The sequence below is a fragment of the Micromonospora ureilytica genome (assembly GCF_015751765.1).
Lineage (GTDB): Bacteria > Actinomycetota > Actinomycetes > Mycobacteriales > Micromonosporaceae > Micromonospora > Micromonospora ureilytica.
Genome location: NZ_JADOTX010000001.1, coordinates 2333126 through 2348385 on the forward strand (window position 1 = coordinate 2333126; position 15260 = coordinate 2348385).

The window sequence follows — 15260 nt, forward strand, 5'->3', positions numbered from 1 at the left end:
CCGCCGGGAGACCCCGGACGTGCGCCGGCCCCGGCGCCGCACGGGTGGCGCCGGGGCCGGGGGTACGCGTCAGACGGCGGCGATCAGCAGCGCCGGGCGCTCCACGCAGTCGGCGACGTGCCGCAGGAAGCCACCGGCCACCCCGCCGTCGCAGACTCGGTGGTCGAAGGTGAGGCTGAGCTGGGTCACCTTGCGGACCGCGAGTTGCCCGTCGACCACCCACGGCTTGTCCACGATCCGTCCGACCCCGAGCAGGGCCGCCTCGGGGTGGTTGATGATCGGTGTGGAGCCGTCGACGCCGAACACCCCGTAGTTGTTCAGCGTGAAGGTGCCGCCGGTCAGCCGGGCCGGGGGCAGGCTGCCGGCTCGCGCGGCGGCGGTGGTCGCGGTCAGTTCGGCGGCCAGTTCGGCGGTGGTGAGCCGCTGGGCGTCGCGCAGCACCGGCACCAGCAGACCCCTGTCGGTCTGCGCGGCGATGCCGAGGTGCACCCCGGCGGACTGGATGATCCGCTGCCCCTCGGTGTCGACCCTGGCGTTGAGCTGCGGGAATCGGCGCAGCCCGCTGAGGCAGATCCGGGCCAGTAGGGCCAGGATGCTCACCGGCGCGTCGGGCGTCGCCGCGTTGATCGCGGCGCGGGTCTCCAGCAGCCCGGTGGCGTCCACGTCGACCCAGATGGTCACCTCCGGGATCTCCCGCCGGCTGCGGGAGAGCTTGTCGGCGATGACCTTGCGGACGCCGGTGAGCGGGACGATCACGTCGCCGTCCCCGACCGGCGCCGAACCCGGCTGCGGGTCCGGAACGGCGGCGAGTCGGGCGGCGGGCACGGTCGGCGCGGCCTCCACGTCGGCGCGGCGGATCACGCCCCCGGGCCCGGTGCCCCGCAGCGTGGCGAGGTCGACGCCGCGCTCGCGGGCCAGCCGCCGCACGATCGGCGAGATGACCAGGGCGGCGGGCGGCGGCGCCGGGTCGCCGGACCCGGCACCCGCGTCGGGCGCACCACCGGCGGCAGCACCGGTCGGGTCGGCGTCGGCGGTCGAGTCGGTGTCGGCCGGTTCGGGGGCCACCGCCAGGCGGGGCCGACGCCGACGGCGGGTGGTGTTGCCGTGGCCGGTGCCGTACCCGATCAGCACATTGCCGGAGCCGGCCCGCTCCTCCTCGCGGTAGGTGGCGTGTCCGGCGGGCTCGTCGCCCCCGTCCAGCGGCGCGATGGTGATCAACGGCTGGCCGACCGGGCGTACCTCACCGGCCGCGCCGTGCAGGGTGACCACCCGGCCGGCGTACGGGCAGGGCACGTCGACGACGGCCTTGGCGGTCTCCACCTCGACCACGCTCTGGTCGACAGTGACCACGTCGCCGACGGCGACCCGCCACTCGACGATCTCGGCTTCGCTGAGCCCTTCGCCCAGGTCGGGCAGGAGGAAGACCTGTGTCCGTCCGACGATGGTCATGCCGCCGCCCAACGCGCGTCCGGCTGGTCGTCCCACTGGAGGCGGGCCACGGCGTCGAGCACCCGGTCCACGCCGGGCAGGTGGGTGTGCTCCAGCATCGGGGCCGGGTACGGGATGTCCAGCCCGGCGACCCGCAGCACCGGGGCGTGCAGCGCGTGGAAGCAGCGCTCCTGCACCCGGGCGGCGATCTCCGCGCCGACGCCCGCGAAGCCGGGCGCCTCCTGGATCACCACGCACCTGCCGGTACGGCGGACGGAGGCGGTGATGGTGGCGTCGTCGAACGGCACGATCGTGCGCACGTCGACGACCTCCAGGTCCCATCCCTCCTCCCGCGCGGCCTCGGCGGCCTCCAGCGCGACCGGCACCGCCGGCCCGTACGCCACAAGTGTGGCGTCGCGTCCGGGCCGGCGCACGACGGCCCGGCCGAACGGTTCGGTGCGGGTCGGCAGAGACGCCTCGTCGCTGGCGAAGTAGAGCTTCTTGGGCTCCATGAAGATCACCGGGTCGGGGTCCTCGATGGCCTCGCGCAGCAGCGAGTACGCGTCGTCGACGGTCGCCGGGGTGACCACCTTCAGCCCGGGGGTGTGCGCGTAGTACGCCTCGGACGAGTCGCAGTGGTGCTCGACCCCGCCGATCCCGCCCGCGTACGGCACGCGGATGACGATCGGCACGCTCAGCGCGCCCCGGGTGCGGTTGCGCAGCTTCGCCACGTGCGAGGCAATCTGCTCGAACGCCGGGTACGCGAACGCGTCGAACTGCATCTCGACCACCGGGCGCAGGCCGGACATGGCCAGGCCGACGGCGAAGCCGACGATGCCGGCCTCGGCGAGGGGGGTGTCGAAGCAGCGGTTCTCGCCGAAGCGGGCCTGGAGGCCGTCGGTGATCCGGAAGACGCCGCCGAGCGCGCCGACGTCCTCACCGAAGACGACGACCCGGTCGTCGGCGGCGAGGGCGTCGGCGAGCGCGGTGTTGAGCGCCTTGGCCATGGTGGTGGCCATCAGGCGTCACCCTCCTCGGCGTGGGCGGCTGCCAGCTCGGCGCGGACCTGCTCGCGTTGTTCGATCAGCTGCGGGGTGGGCTCGGCGTAGACGTGGTCGAAGAGGCTCAGCGGGTCGACGGTGGGCTGCTCGTTCATCCGGGTCCGTAGGTCCGCCGCGTACGCCTCGGCCTGCTCGGCGATCTCGGCGACCGCCGCGTCGTCGAGCACACCGCGGGCCCGCAGGTAGGTCTCCAGCCGGGCGACCGGGTCCCGGTCCCGCCAGGCGTCGACCTCGGCGCGGTCGCGGTAGCGACTGGCGTCGTCGGCGTTGGTGTGCGGCTCCATCCGGTAGGTGTGTGCCTCGACCAGGAACGGCCCCTTGCCGGCCCGGGCGTGGGCGACCGCGCGGGTGAGCACGGCGAGCACCGCGACGGGGTCGTTGCCGTCGACCTGCTCGCTGGGTACGCCGTACCCGACGCCCTTGTAGGCCAGCGACGGCGCGGCGGTCTGCCGCGACAGCGGGACGCTGATCGCGTACCTGTTGTTCTGCACGAAGTAGACGACCGGCGCCTTGAACACGGCGGCGAAGTTGATCCCCTCGTGGAAGTCGCCCTCGCTGGTGGCGCCGTCGCCGATGAAGGCCAGCGCCACGGTGTCGCGACCCTGGTACGCCTCGCCGTGCGCCAGTCCGGCGGCGTGCACGCACTGGGTGGCCAGCGGGGTGCACTGCGGCGCGGTGCGTACCTCGGTCGGGTCGTAGCCGCAGTGCCAGTCGCCGCGCAGGAGGGTGAGCACCTCGACCGGGTCGATGCCCCGGGCAACCAGCGCCATCGACTCGCGGTACGTGGGGAAGACCCAGTCGGTGTCGCGGACCGCGAGGACCGCGCCGACCTGGCACGCCTCCTGACCCCGCGAGGACGGGTAGACGGCGAGCCGGCCCTGCTTGGTCAGGGCGGTCGCCTGGGTGTCGAAGCGGCGGCCGAGCACCATCCGGCGGTACAGCTCGCGCAGCACCTCGGCGGGTGGTTCGGGGTAGTCGGCGCGGGCGGGCAGCGGCGTGCCGTTCTCGGCGAGCAGGCGGACCGGCTCGGCGTCCGGTAGCAACGAGCGTGCCGGGTCGGGCGGGGTGACCGTCCGACGGGCGCGCGGGGATGCCCTGCGGACCGCCTGGGGAGTGGTCGTCACGGCGGAACCTCCTGGGACGTGTGGTGAGCCTATGCTTCCGCTTGTGGATGATTGACTCAAGATCGACACAGAAGGCGGGACGGTTGGCATGCGGAGGGCCCATCAGTGAGCCAGGAGACCGCCGACGAAGCGAGCCGGGGCGCGGGATCGGGACGATCGGCCCGAGTGTTGGACGAGGTCGACAGGCGGATCCTCGACGAGCTGGTCCGCGACGCCCGGACGTCGGTGCGCACCCTGGCCGAGCGCATCCACATCTCCCGCACGAACGCGTACGCCCGGGTGGAGCGGTTGCTCCGCGACGGGGTGATCACCGGGTTCCGGGCTCAGGTGGCGCCCGAGGCGGCCGGGCTGGGCACCTCGGCGTACATCGCCCTGACAATTGAGCAGAACACCTGGCGGGAGGTGTCGGCCGAGCTGGCCCGGGTGCGCTACATCGAGCACGCCGCGCTGCTCAGCGGCGAGCACGACGTGCTGGCCCTGGTTCGGGCGCCGGACAACGCCGCCCTGCGGGACGTGGTGCTCGACCGGGTGCAGCGCATCGCCGGGGTGCTGTCGACGCGGTCGTGGTTGGTCTTCGAGGAGTTCGACGGGACGCAGAGCCCGTGGCAGTAGCGCCATAACACGAACCAGATGACAAAACACCCGAGGTGGCTGTTTCGGGGATAAATACGCCTTACGCTCCGCGACGTGGTTATCGCAAACGAGTTGTGGACACAGGCCAGGGCCGTCGCCGCCCCGCCGCCACCGCCCGCGTCGGCGACGCCGGCCGGCGCGCGCTCCTTCCGCGGGGACATCGAGGGCATGCGGGCCGTGGCCGTGCTGCTGGTGCTTCTCGGCCACGCCGGAGTCCCCCACCTGCCCGCCGGCTTCGTCGGCGTGGACGTGTTCTTCGTGATCTCCGGCTTCCTCATCACCGGTCTGCTACTCGAAGAGCTCGACCAGCGGGGACGGCTCTCGCTCACCACCTTCTACGCCCGACGGGCGAAGCGCCTCCTGCCCGCCGCCGCGACGGTGCTCGTCGCCACCCTCGTGCTGACCTACTTCTTCCTGCCGCGCGGCCGCTGGTCCACGACAGCCTGGGACGTCATCGCCAGCGCCTGCTACGCCATGAACTGGCGGATGGCCGGGCAATCCGTCGACTACGTCGCCGCCAACAACGCCCCGAGCATCGCCCAACACTTCTGGTCCCTCGCCGTCGAGGAGCAGTTCTACCTCGTCTGGCCACTGCTGCTGCTCACCCTCGGCTGGTTCGCCCGCCGTCGCGGACGGGGTCACCGCGGCCTCTACCTGCTCGGGCTCACGCTGATCGCGGTCCCCTCGTTCGCCTGGGCGCTGTACGTCTCGCCGACCGACCCGTCGGCGTACTACGTCACGACGACCCGGATGTGGGAGTTGGCTCTCGGCGGTGCCGTCGCCGTCACGGCGGCCCGGCTGGGCCGGTCTCCGCGTGTGGTGGCCGTGCCGCTGGCCTGGGCCGGGCTGCTCGCCGTCGGCGCGTCGGCCGCGCTGATCGGCTCGACGGCCGGCTTCCCCGGGTACGCCGCGCTCGGCCCCACCCTCGGCACCGCCGCCGTGATCGCGTTCGGCCCGGCGGCCGGCCGCGCCGGACCTGCGCTGCTGCTGGGCCGACAACCACTGCGCTACGTCGGTGGGATCTCCTACTCCCTCTACCTGTGGCACTGGCCGGTGCTGATCGCCGCGCGGGCGCAGTTCGGGGAACTCGGCGTCGGTGCCGCGCTCGCGGTCGTCGCCGTCTCGACGATCCCCGCCGCGCTGACATACCACCTCGTCGAGAATCCGGTGCGCCGGTCACCGACCCTCACCCACCAGCCATCCGTCGCCCTGCGCGTCGGCGCCGTGTGCACCGGCGCCGCCGCGCTGGCCGGTCTGGCGTTCCAGCTGGCCATCCCCTCGACGGACGGCCCGGCTCCTGCCTCGACGGTCATCATGGGCCAGGTCCCCGGTGCCAGCACGCAGGCGGCGCCGCCGCCCGCGCCCGGCGCCGTGGCTCTCGGCTCCTCGCCCCGCACCAGCCGCGCCGGGGTACCCGTCGACCGGGTCGACTCGATCATCCCCAACCCCGCGGCGGCGGCTCGGGACGCGCCGCTGTTGCAGCCGCCGAAGAGTTGCCACGTGTCGCTGGAATCCTCGACCCCGGAGGTGTGCGTCTACGGCAAGGAGGACGCGCCGACCAGGATCGCGCTCGTCGGCGACTCCCACGCCGACCACTGGGTACCCGCCATGCGGCGCGCCGCGGAGACGAACGGCTGGCGCCTCGAGACCTACACCAAGGGCGGCTGCCCGTTCCTGACGGCCGAGATCCTCCAGAATGACCGGCCCTACACCTCCTGCACGGAGTGGAACCGGAAGGTGCGGGAGGGACTGCTCGGCGGGAACCGCCCCGATCTCGTGATCGTCACCAACGCCGAGTACCCGGTCAGAGGCGAGCCGGGGCGGTCCGCGATGGCCCGCGAGATGAGGAAGACGTGGAGCGGCATGGTCGCGGAGAAGATTCCGGTGGTGGTGCTGCGGGACACGCCGCTGCACCTCAACGACATCGCCGAGTGTGTGTCCAAGAACCCGAAACGCCTGACGACGTGCGCCAATCCCCGAGACGAGGCCCTCGGCCGTGGGGGCGGTCCCGCTCAGGAGGAGGCGCTCGACGGACTCGTCGGCGTCCGTCTGGTCGACCTGAACGACTGGATCTGCCCCGCGGACCGCTGTGCCCCCGTCATCGGAGGCGTCCTCGTCTGGCGCGACGCGCACCACCTGAGCGCCACCTACTCGTCGACTCTCGCAGGGCCGCTGGGCACCGTGCTCAAGCCCGTGATCGCCGCGCTGTGACCTCCACGGTCGGCCGGAAGGCTCACCGCTCGGGCGGGGCCTCCAGGCCGTCGCGGTCGGCCAGTTGCAGCAGGGGCTCCAGCGAGTGCCGGTCACCGTCCAGGCCGGCGTGCGGGTCGCCGCGCTCGGCGAACCGGGCCGGCATGCTGAGCACGTCGAAGTCCTCCGGGCGGACCTGGTCCAGCTCCGACCAGTCCAGGGGTGCGGAGACCAGCGCGGCCGGCGTGGGCCGGATCGAGTACGCCGAGGTCACCGTGTGGTCCCGGGCCATCTGGTTGTAGTCGACGAAGACCGGCCGGTCCCGCTGCTCACGCCACCAGGTGGTGGTGACCAGGTCCGGCAGCCGGCGCTGCATCTCCCGGCCCAGCGCGAGCACCGCCCGACGGCAGTCACCGAAGCTCCACCGCGGCTCGATCGACAGGTAGACGTGCAGGCCCCGACCGCCGGTGGTCTTCGGGTAGCCGGTCATGCCCAGCTCGGCGAGGAACGCCCGCACCTCGTGCGCCACCGGCACCACCTGCTCGAAGCCGACGCCGGGCATCGGGTCCAGGTCGATGCGCAGCTGGTCGGGGCGTTCCACGTCGGCGGCGGTGACCGGCCACGGGTGGAACCGCAGGGTGCCCAGGTTGGCGGCCCAGATGACCACGGCCAGCTCGCTCGGCGCGACCTCGTCGGCGGTGCGGCCACTGGGGAAGGTGATGTGCGCGGTCCGCACCCACTCGGGCGCTCCCGCCGGCAGCCGCTTCTGGTAGAACGCGTCGCCTCGGTTGGTCTGCCGGGTGGCGATCGTCGCGCCCTCGAACACGCCCCGGGGCCAGCGTTCCAGCATGGTCGGCCGATCCCGCAGCGCGCGCAGGATGCCGTCACCCACCGCCAGGAAGTAGCGGACCACGTCCAGCTTGGTCAGCCCTCGCTCCGGAAAGTACGGCTTGTCGGGGCTGGAGACGCGGACCAGCCGCTCCCCCACCTGGATCTCCTCCGCCGCCGTGGCCACGCCCCGAGGGTACGCGGCGGTCGGGTGATCAGCGGGGCACCGACCACGATCAGCGCTGTCCCGAACCCGACGGCACCGCCAGGCACCGACTGGCGTCGATTCCACCTCTTGACCCGGTCGGGCAGGATGGCGTCGTGCGCCAGCAGAAGACCGGATCGGGCGGGGCACCCACCGTCCGGATCGACGACGCGTCGACCGAGGACATCCCCGCCCTGCTCGCCCTCGACGCGCTCTGTTTCCCGCCCGGCGACCCGGCGTACGAGCCAGCGGCGCCGAACGAGATCGAGAACGGCGTCACGGCCGGGCACGTCCGGGTGGTCCGCGCCGGCACGGAGATCGTCGGCTTCCTCCAGTACGAGTTGCCGAGCGCCCATCACCTCTATCTGAGTGGGCTCGGGGTGCACCCGGATCAGCGGCGCACCGGTGTGGGTGCGGCACTGCTCGACGACTTCGTGGCCCGGGCACGGGCGGTGGGGGCGCAGCCCCACCCGACCATCTCCACGGTGACCAGCCCGGAGAACCTGGCCATGCTCGGGTTGCTGCTGTCCCGCGGGTTCGTCGTGCGCACCATCGTGTCGGGCTACTTCGGCCCGGGACGCGACCGCTACTACTGCCAGCACAAGTCACGGGTGGAGTACGTCGACGCCGACGAGCGCTATCTGATCCCGGTTGCCGCGTCGGCGCAGATCGCCACCCTGCTGGCCGGCGAGCAGAACGTCATCACGGGACTGGTGAACCTGCCCGCCGGGCCGGCCCTGGAGCTGTCCCGGTTCGAGAAGGAAGACTTCGCGGCCCTGCAGTCCGACGAGAGCGCCGCCGGGATCACCTTCGCCAGCGGCATCCTGGCCTCGATCGCGTTCGTGCTCGGCCTGTCGTTCGCCTCCCCGGCCTATCCCGATGGGGTACGGGTGCTGCTGATGTGCTCGGCCCTGGCCACCACCGCGTCGCTGATCATCTATGCCAACACCTCCGGTGAGCTGGCCCGACTGCGAACCAACAGCTTTGGCCGGTACACAAAGTGGGGCAACGTGCTGTCGGAGTTCGGCGGTGTCTTCCCCTTCCTCATCGCCCTACCGGTCACCTTCGCGAAGATCACCTCCTCGGTGGGCGTGGCCCTGGCGGCCGCGGCCCTCTTCGGCGCCGCCCTGCTCGTCTACGACCGGTCGACCTTCGCCATCTCGGCGCGCTTTCGACAAACCGTCAGCACGACCGCCCTGTCCGTCTTCGTCGCCGCCACGCCGGTGCTGGGCGTCCTCGCGGTACGCCACTCCGCTCCGACGGTCCCCTGGGCCTGGACGGGAGCGGTACTCCTGGCCCTGGCCGCCCAGTCCTTCACCTACCTCTTCCGTCGGCGCGACGAGTCCACACCCCAGGCGGGGCCGCGTCCCTGGCAGAGCCGCCGCTAGGCAGCGGTCCGATTACCGGACGCTCGTGCCGGGTAGGGGGGCGGCATGGCGGAACTGGCAACCCTCTGGATCGTCCGGCACGGCGAGAGCACCGCGAACGTCGCGGCGACGCGGGCCGAGGCGTCGGGCGCGGAGCTGATCGACCTCACCCACCGCGACGCCGACGTGCCGCTCTCCGCGACCGGCGAGGATCAGGCTCGGGCGACCGGCCGGTGGCTGGCCGACCTGCCGGATGCGAAGCGCCCGGATGTGGCGGTGGTGTCGCCGTACCTGCGCGCGGTGCAGACCTCTCGGCTGGCCCTGGCCGGCACCGACATTCCCGTCCACCGCGACGAGCGGCTGCGCGACCGGGAGCTGGGCATTCTCGACGGGCTGACCGGGCACGGGGTGCGGCGGCGGCACCCGGACGAGGCCGACCGTCGGGAGCGGTTGGGCAAGTTCTACTACCGGCCGCCAGGCGGGGAGTCCTGGACGGACGTGGCGTTGCGGCTGCGGACGCTGCTGGGCGACCTGCGCCGCGACCACGAGGGTTGCCGGGTGCTGCTCTTCGGACACGACGCGCTGGTCTTCCTGCTTCGCTATCTGGTGGAGGGGTTGACCGAGGACGAGCTGATGGCGCTCACCCGGCAGGACGTGATCGCCAACTGTTCGATCACCGAGTGGTCGGCGGACGGCGAGGAACGACTGAGGCTCACCGCCTTCAACGATGTCGAGCACCTGCGTCAGCAGGGCGCCCAGCCCACCAGGGAGGACGAGATCCATGCCGAGCCGGTCTGAGGTGAAGGTGATCACGCCGGGGCTGCTGCGGGACTGGGCGCTGCCGGTGCCGGTCGGCGGGAAGGAGAGCCGGGGCACCGTGCTGGTGGTCGGCGGCTCCCGCTTCACGCCGGGCGCGGTGCTGCTCGCCGGGGTGGCCGCGTTGCGCGCCGGCGCCGGGGTGCTCCAACTCGCCGCCGCCGAGTCCACCGCCGCCGCCCTGAGCATCCAGGTGCCCGAGGCGCTCGTGGTCGGCCTGCCGGAGACCGCCGACGGCGCGGTGGCCGCCGACCGGGACGGCCAGCTCGGCGAGCTGGTCGCGCAGGCCGACGTGGTGACCCTCGGCCCCGGCCTGAAGGCGATCGACGAGACCAACCGCCTGTTGGGCCTGGTCCTGGAGGCGGCCCGTCCGGATACGTCGCTGGTGCTCGACGCGTACGCCCTCGGTGCGCTCAGCCACGCACCGGACCTGCTGGTCGGCTCGGGTCGGCCCGTGGTGCTCACCCCCAACGTCACCGAGGCCGGGCACCTGCTCGGGCGGGACCCGGGCGACGACCTGGACGCCGAGGCGGCCGAGTTGGCCGCCCGGTACGAGGCGGTCGTGTCGCTGTACGGGCACGTGGCTGCCCCGGACGGGCGGGGTTGGCGGGAGGAGAGCGGCGACGCCGGGCTGGGCACCTCGGGCAGCGGGGACGTGCTCGCCGGGTTGTTGGCCGGGCTGCTGTCCCGGGGTGCCGACCCGGCGCAGGCGGCCTGCTGGGGCTCGTTCGCCCACTCGGTAAGTGGCCAGCGGCTGATCCCCCGCTACGGCCGGATCGGCTTTCTGGCTCGGGAACTGCTCGACGAGATCCCCCGCACACTGGCCATGGTCTGAGACGTTTTCACCTGTTTCCGCAATGGGCGTGGGGGTACCGGAACTCCACCAGCCGAGACTTTTCAGGGAGGTCACACCGGTGTCGACCGATGCCATCGTCCTGCTCAAAGAGGACCACAAGGAAATGCGCCGCCTGTTCAAGGCCTTCCAGGACGCCGAGGAGGGGCCGGCGAGCCAGCGGCAGAAGCTGGTGGACCAGATCCTGGAGGCACTGACAGTGCACACCTATCTGGAGAACGAGGTGATGTACCCGGAGGTCCGCCGGCTGCTGCCCGACCTGGAGGACGACATCCTCGAGTCGTACGAGGAACACCACGTCGCCGATGTGCTCTGCGCCGAGCTGGCCAGTATGGACGCCGACGACGAGCGGTTCAACGCCAAGACGACAGTGTTGATCGAGAACGTCACCCACCACGTCGAGGAGGAAGAGGAGGAGTGGTTCCCCAAGGTCCGCGACGCGCTGGGCCGCAAGCAGCTGCAGGAGATCGGCGAGAAGATGATCGCGCTGCGCGCGGACGCGCCGCGTACCCCCACCGCGCCGAAGGCGATCAAGAAGGCGCTCGATGCGGTGACGGCCTGAGGCACCCGCTCACACCGAAGGGCCCGGCATCATGCCGGGCCCTTCGTCGTGCACCACGGGTCAGTTCCCCGATCCCGGCTCGGCCATCCGGCGGTGCTGCTCGGACTTGAGCTTGTCCGGAATGATCTTGCCGGCGGCGGTCTGCATCTTGTTCATCAGCGAGCCCGCGGTGACCGTCTGGTCACCCTTCATCATCGCCTCGAAGCCCTGCGCGGCGACCTTCGCCGGGTCGTCCTTCCGGCCCGAGCCCACCCGGGTGTCCTCCATGTCGGCCCGGTCGAAGAACTCCGTGTCGGTCGGGCCGGGCATCAGCGCGGTCACCGTGACGCCGGTGTCCTTCAACTCGTTGCGCAGCGCCTCGGCGAAGGACTGCACGAACGACTTCGACGCGTTGTAGACCGCCTGGAACGGCCCCGGCATGGTGGAGGCGATCGACGAGGTGAAGAGGACCCGGCCCGCGCCCCGCTCGACCATCCCGGGCAGCAGCCGCTTCGCCAGGTGCACCGTCGAGCGCACGTTGAGGTCGACGATCTCCAGCTCGTCGGCGAGGTCGGTGCCGCCGACGAAGGCGCCACCGGCGCCCCGACCGGCGTTGAGCGCCAGCGCGTCCAGCGGCCGGCCGGTCGCGGTGACGGCGGCCACCAGCTCCGTCACGCCCTGCTCGCGGGCCAGGTCGACGCGGACCGACCAGACCTGCGGGCCGCCGTCACGGCGCAGCTTCTGTGCCGCCAGTTCGATGCCGTCGTCCTCGGCGGCGATGACCAGGTCGAAGCCGTGCTCGACGAACTGCGCCGCCAGCTCGTACCCGATCCCGCTGGAGGCCCCGGTCACCAGGGCGAGGGGCCGGTCGGAGGTGGGTGTGTTCATGATCTTGACTCCTTCTGTGCGAACCGTTCGGACCCTGGCCGCACCGCGGCGGTGCGGTGGTCACCTACCGAGTGCCCCGCGACGGACCGCGCAATCCCGTCGGCGGGTCGACTCCCGGAGGGCGGCCCGAACGGCCAGACCCGGCCCGGTAGGATCAGCGCAGGCCGTTACTGGCGCGTGGGGATGGACAACCATCGGGGAGCGGCCTCGTCACGTGGACGTTTGCCGAGCGCCTGGGCCTTCCCGCACGTCTGTTGGAGGTCGCATGTCGCGCAACGCCGAGTCCACCGCATTCCGTAGTGCCCTTGAGGTGATCAGGGCTGTCGAGCCGCGGGTGGCCGACGCCATCGGCGCCGAGCTGACCGACCAACGCGAGTCGCTCAAGTTGATCGCCAGCGAGAACTACGCCTCCCCGGCGACCCTGCTGGCCATGGGCAACTGGTTCAGCGACAAGTACGCCGAGGGCACCGTCGGCCGCCGCTTCTACGCCGGCTGCCAGAACGTCGACACCGTCGAGGCGCTCGCCGCCGAGCACGCTCGGGAGCTGTTCGGCGCCCCGCACGCGTACGTGCAGCCGCACTCGGGCATCGACGCCAACCTGGTCGCGTTCTGGGCGGTCCTGGCCGACCGGGTGGAGTCCCCCGCCCTGAAGAAGGCCCAGGTCCGTCAGGTCAACGACCTCACCGAGGCCGACTGGTTCGCCCTGCGCCGCGAGCTGGGCAACCAGCGGATGCTCGGCATGTCACTGGACGCCGGTGGCCACCTCACCCACGGCTTCCGGCCGAACATCTCCGGCAAGATGTTCGACCAGCGCAGCTACGGCACCGACCCGGCGACCGGCCTGATCGACTACGACCGGGTGGCCGAGGCCGCCCGCGAGTTCAAGCCGCTGATCCTGGTGGGCGGCTACTCGGCGTACCCCCGGAAGGTGAACTTCCGGATCCTGCGGGAGATCGCCGACTCGGTCGGCGCCACCTTCATGGTCGACATGGCGCACTTCGCCGGCCTGGTGGCCGGCAAGGTGTTCACCGGCGACTTCGACCCGGTGCCGCACGCGCACATCGTCACGACCACCACGCACAAGTCGTTGCGCGGCCCGCGCGGCGGCATGGTGCTCTGCCAGCCCGAGCTGGCCGACCAGGTGGACCGGGGCTGCCCGATGGTGCTCGGTGGGCCGCTGCCGCACGTGATGGCCGCCAAGGCGGTCGCGCTCGCCGAGGCCCGCCGGCCCGACTTCGCCGACTACGCCCAGCGGATCGTCGACAACGCGCAGGCGCTCGCCGAGGGGCTGCTGAGCCGGGGCGCCACGTTGGTCACCGGTGGCACCGACAACCACCTGGTGCTCATCGACGTGTCCGGGTACGAGCTCACCGGCCGGCAGGCCGAGCAGGCCCTCCTCGACTCGGGCATCGTCACCAACCGCAACTCGGTCCCGCAGGACCCGAACGGGGCCTGGTACACGTCCGGCATCCGGATCGGCACCCCGGCGCTGACCACCCGGGGCCTCGGCGCCGCCGAGATGGACCAGACCGCCGAGCTGATCCACACCGTGCTGACCCAGACCACCGCCGGCGCCAACGCCGACGGCACCCCGTCGAAGGCGAAGTACAACCTGGACGCCGGCCTGGCCGACAAGGTAGCCCGCCACGCCACCGACCTGCTGGCCACGTACCCCCTCTACCCCGGCATCGACCTGACCTGAGCCGCCGCTCCCGTCGATCTTGGAGTTGTGGTGCCCGACCCGGGCTGGTGCGCGACTTGCGTCCACCACCACAACTCCATGATCGACGCGGGAGGGTGCAGGGGCGACCGTCAGGCCATGGGGCGCTTCAGGTGGTAGCGGTGGACTTCGGTGCTGCCCTGGACGTTGTTGACGTCCTCGGCGGCGGAGACCAGCTCCCACCCCTCCCGACCGGCGCGGTTGAGGTGCGCGATGGCGGTGTCGCCATAGGCCGTGATGTCCTTACGTGACCCGTCCGGCGCGTACCAGACGAACGAGACGTGAAAATTGCGGCCCTGTCCCTGATAGCGACGGACGAGCAGGGCGTACTCCCAGGCAACCATGCGGCTTATTATGACCGTCCACCCAGGACGGCGGCACGCGGGTCGTCGCGCATTGCCATCCGATGAACGCGCTGTGTCAACCCGCCCGGTGCACCGCTCACCCCACCCCGAGGGTACGCAGCTCGCCGGCCGCCACCGTGTCTGAGCAGCCGGCCAGGGTGAGCGCATCGGTCAGCTCGGCGGCGAGCAGCGCCAACGCGTCCCGGGCGGCCGGTTCGCCACCGACGGCCAGCGCCCAGAGCAGCGGTCGGCCGACCAGCACCCCGGCCGCGCCCAACGCGAGCGCCCGCAGCACGTCGGTGCCGCCCCGGATGCCGCTGTCCAGCAGCACCTGGCAACCGTCCCCGACCGCGGCGACGACCTCCGGCAGCATGGTGACGCTCGCCGGTGAGCCGTCCAGTTGCCGCCCGCCGTGGTTGGAGACGACCACCGCGTCCGCGCCGACCCGTACCGCCTCGGTCGCGTCGCGCGGGTCCAGCAGCCCCTTGACCACCAGCGGCAGGTCGACCTGCTCGCGCAGCCACGCCAGGTCCGCCCAGCGCAGCGCCGGCGCGAACGACGCGGCGGTGTGCGCGGCGATCGCGGACACCCCGGGGGCACCGGAGTGTGCCAGCGCGTCGCGACCGTCGGGGAGGTTCGCGGCGACCACCTCGGCCGGCAGCCGGAACGCGTTGCGCAGGTCCCGAGGACGTCGGCCGAGCACCGGGACGTCCACGGTGACCACCAGCGCCCGGCACCCGGCCGCGACGACCCGGTCCAGCAGGTCGCGGACGAGGGCCCGGTCGCGCAGCCAGTAGAGCTGGAACCAGACGTCCGCGCCCACCCCGGTGACCTGTTCGATGGGTGTGCTGCCCAGAGTGCTCGCCAGGTACGGAATCCCGGCCGCGCCGGCCGCCGCCGCCAGACCCAGCTCTCCGTCCGGGTGCACCAGTCGCTGGTACGCCATCGGCGCCACCCCGACCGGCATGGCGTACCGACGGCCGAGCAGCCGGGTGCCGAGGTCGACAGTGTCCACGCCGCGCAGCACCCGGGGCAGCACCGCGACCCGGTCCAGTGCGTGTCGGTTCGCGGCGAGGGTCACCTCGGACGCGCTGCCGCCGGCCAGGTAGTCCCACACGTCCGGCGGCAGCAGGGCCCGGGCTTGCTCGGCGTAGTCGGCGAGCGACACGGCCGGCAGGTCGGTCAGCACCCGCTCACCCATCGCCCGGACCCGGCGTGGCCACCGGCTCGGCCGGGCCGGCCAACTCCTCCACCCCGCCCGG

Annotated in this window: 14 protein-coding genes and 1 riboswitch; of the genes, 7 read left to right on the plus strand and 7 right to left on the minus strand. The window is 72.3% G+C overall.

Annotated elements, in window-relative coordinates; translation table 11 throughout:
- Positions 1-69: 69 nt before the first annotated feature.
- The 3 genes from IW248_RS10340 to pdhA are packed head-to-tail and all read right to left on the minus strand — an operon-like array spanning position 70 to position 3613.
- A complete protein-coding gene (locus IW248_RS10340) occupies positions 70-1461 on the minus strand; it encodes a dihydrolipoamide acetyltransferase family protein (RefSeq protein WP_372432759.1) in 1392 nt (463 codons plus the stop codon).
- Positions 1446-2450, minus strand: coding sequence for an alpha-ketoacid dehydrogenase subunit beta (locus IW248_RS10345; RefSeq protein WP_196930124.1), 1005 nt, complete (start codon positions 2448-2450; stop codon positions 1446-1448). The genes IW248_RS10340 and IW248_RS10345 overlap by 16 nt, the downstream gene beginning before the upstream one ends.
- A complete protein-coding gene (gene pdhA / locus IW248_RS10350) occupies positions 2447-3613 on the minus strand; it encodes a pyruvate dehydrogenase (acetyl-transferring) E1 component subunit alpha (protein ID WP_372432109.1) in 1167 nt (388 codons plus the stop codon). The genes IW248_RS10345 and pdhA overlap by 4 nt, the downstream gene beginning before the upstream one ends.
- Before the next feature lie 165 nt (positions 3614-3778).
- On the opposite strand from pdhA, the gene IW248_RS10355 reads away from it, so the two are divergent.
- Positions 3779-4225 carry an Lrp/AsnC family transcriptional regulator gene (locus IW248_RS10355; protein ID WP_307787898.1) on the plus strand — a complete coding sequence of 149 codons (447 nt, stop codon included), beginning with the start codon at positions 3779-3781 and terminating at the stop codon, positions 4223-4225.
- A gap of 75 nt (positions 4226-4300) precedes the next feature.
- Positions 4301-6457, plus strand: a complete 2157-nt coding sequence (locus IW248_RS10360; RefSeq protein WP_196926784.1) for an acyltransferase family protein — start codon at positions 4301-4303, stop codon at positions 6455-6457.
- A gap of 22 nt (positions 6458-6479) precedes the next feature.
- Here IW248_RS10360 and IW248_RS10365 read toward each other — a convergent pair whose 3' ends face one another.
- Positions 6480-7451, minus strand: a complete 972-nt coding sequence (locus IW248_RS10365) for a DNA polymerase domain-containing protein (protein ID WP_196926785.1) — start codon at positions 7449-7451, stop codon at positions 6480-6482.
- Between the two features lie 134 nt (positions 7452-7585).
- Between IW248_RS10365 and IW248_RS10370 the strand changes: the two genes are divergently transcribed.
- The 4 genes from IW248_RS10370 (at position 7586) to IW248_RS10385 (ending at position 11067) form a co-directional block, all read left to right on the plus strand.
- Positions 7586-8857 carry a GNAT family N-acetyltransferase gene (locus IW248_RS10370; RefSeq protein WP_196926786.1) on the plus strand — a complete coding sequence of 424 codons (1272 nt, stop codon included), beginning with the start codon at positions 7586-7588 and terminating at the stop codon, positions 8855-8857.
- 45 nt (positions 8858-8902) lie between these two features.
- A complete protein-coding gene (locus IW248_RS10375) occupies positions 8903-9634 on the plus strand; it encodes a histidine phosphatase family protein (protein ID WP_196926787.1) in 732 nt (243 codons plus the stop codon).
- A complete protein-coding gene (locus IW248_RS10380; RefSeq protein ID WP_124819454.1) occupies positions 9618-10487 on the plus strand; it encodes an NAD(P)H-hydrate dehydratase in 870 nt (289 codons plus the stop codon). The genes IW248_RS10375 and IW248_RS10380 overlap by 17 nt, the downstream gene beginning before the upstream one ends.
- A gap of 79 nt (positions 10488-10566) precedes the next feature.
- Entirely contained in the window at positions 10567-11067 is a 501-nt protein-coding gene (locus IW248_RS10385; RefSeq protein WP_196926788.1) for a hemerythrin domain-containing protein, read from the plus strand.
- A gap of 60 nt (positions 11068-11127) precedes the next feature.
- Here IW248_RS10385 and IW248_RS10390 read toward each other — a convergent pair whose 3' ends face one another.
- Positions 11128-11934 (minus strand): SDR family NAD(P)-dependent oxidoreductase, encoded by an 807-nt coding sequence (locus tag IW248_RS10390; RefSeq protein ID WP_196926789.1) that lies wholly within the window; start codon positions 11932-11934, stop codon positions 11128-11130.
- A gap of 156 nt (positions 11935-12090) precedes the next feature.
- Positions 12091-12180: riboswitch (ZMP/ZTP riboswitch) on the plus strand.
- A 19-nt stretch (positions 12181-12199) separates the two neighbouring features.
- Here IW248_RS10390 and IW248_RS10395 point away from each other — a divergent pair.
- Complete coding sequence (locus tag IW248_RS10395) at positions 12200-13636, plus strand: glycine hydroxymethyltransferase (RefSeq protein WP_196926790.1); 1437 nt, start codon at positions 12200-12202, stop codon at positions 13634-13636.
- Between the two features lie 110 nt (positions 13637-13746).
- Here the strand turns inward: IW248_RS10395 and IW248_RS10400 are convergent, their stop codons facing one another.
- The gene (locus tag IW248_RS10400; protein ID WP_091397680.1) at positions 13747-14007 is read right to left on the minus strand and encodes a hypothetical protein; all 261 of its coding nucleotides are present in this window, start codon (positions 14005-14007) and stop codon (positions 13747-13749) included.
- 88 nt (positions 14008-14095) lie between these two features.
- Positions 14096-15199 carry an alpha-hydroxy acid oxidase gene (locus IW248_RS10405; protein WP_196926791.1) on the minus strand — a complete coding sequence of 368 codons (1104 nt, stop codon included), beginning with the start codon at positions 15197-15199 and terminating at the stop codon, positions 14096-14098.
- Positions 15200-15260: the final 61 nt, after the last annotated feature.